This window comes from Nocardia exalbida NBRC 100660, assembly GCF_000308575.1.
In the GTDB taxonomy this organism is placed as follows: domain Bacteria; phylum Actinomycetota; class Actinomycetes; order Mycobacteriales; family Mycobacteriaceae; genus Nocardia; species Nocardia exalbida.
Window position 1 is genome coordinate 1 of the sequence record NZ_BAFZ01000149.1, and the last position, 1,271, is coordinate 1,271.

Below are 1,271 nucleotides of genomic sequence, written 5' to 3' on the forward strand. Positions count from 1 at the left end.
GGGACTGTCAGGAACTTTGGGGGTGGGGGTGATTCCGAACAGGTGCTGAAGTAGCCTGCCGCTGCTTCGGCGAGGAAGGATCACCTTGAACGACAACGTAACTCGGACTGCTGGTGGCGGGCTGGATGTTCGGATCGCGCAGGAGTTGGTGGAGCAGGCCCGCAGCGAGGGGCTGTCGCTGACCGGGGCCGATGGTTTGCTGACGGCGGTGACTCGCCGGGTCATCGAGGCCGCCCTGGAAGCGGAGATGACCGAGCACCTCGGATACGCCAAGGGCGATCGTGTGGCGGCGGCCGAGACCGAGGGCGGCAATCATCGCAACGGCACCAGCCGCAAGAGGGTGCATACCGATATCGGGCAGGTCACCGTGGACGTGCCACGGGACCGCGCCGGGCAGTTCGAGCCGCGGATCGTGCCCAAGCACGCGCGCCGTGTGGCCGGGTTCGACGAAGCGGTGGTCAGCCTGTATGCCAAGGGACTGACGACCGGGGAGATTCGTGCGCATCTGGGCGAGATCTATCGCGCCGATATCTCGCGGGAGACGATCTCGAAGATCACCGACGCCGTGGCCGGCGAGCTGGCCGAATGGCAGTCCCGCCCGCTCGATCGCGTGTACGCGGTCGTGATGATCGACTGTATCTGGATCAAGATCCGCGATGGTCAGGTCGCCTCGCGCCCGGTCTACGTCGCCGTCGGTATCGGCCTCGACGGTGCCCGCGACGTGCTCGGGCTCTGGGTCGGCGACGGTGGTGAAGGCGCCAAGCATTGGATGGCGGTGCTGGCCGAGCTGCGTAACCGGGGTGTCGAGGATGTGTGCATCGTCTGTTGCGACGGGTTGAAGGGCTTGCCGGAGTCCATCGCCGAGATCTGGCCGAAAGCCGACGTGCAGCTGTGTGTGGTCCACCTCGTGCGGGCCAGCCTCAAATACGCTGGTAAACAGCACTGGGGTCCGATCAGCAAGCAGCTGCGTCAGGTCTATACCGCCCCGACGGTCGATGCGGCCGAGGCGCGGTTCGCCGAGTTCGCCGCCGAATGGGGCGACCGGTATCCGATGATCGTCAAGACCTGGCGCGGTTCCTGGGAGCACTTCATCACGTTTCTGCAGTTCCCGCCGGAGATCCGGCGGGTCGTCTACACGACCAACATGATCGAATCGCTCAATGCCCGTTTCCGGCAAGCGGTGCGCCGCCGCGGGCACTTCCCGACCGACCAAGCCGCGTTGAAAGTGCTCTACCTGGTCATCCGCGACCGCCGCAAGAACCGACCCAACG

At 65.6% G+C, this 1,271-nt stretch carries 1 protein-coding gene; it reads left to right on the forward strand.

Annotated features, from left to right (window positions below; translation table 11 throughout):
* Positions 1 to 85 precede the first annotated feature (85 nt).
* Positions 86 to 1,271: IS256 family transposase (locus ON29_RS29850; RefSeq protein WP_169332616.1), on the forward strand; the 1,186-nt coding region annotated here is incomplete at its 3' end.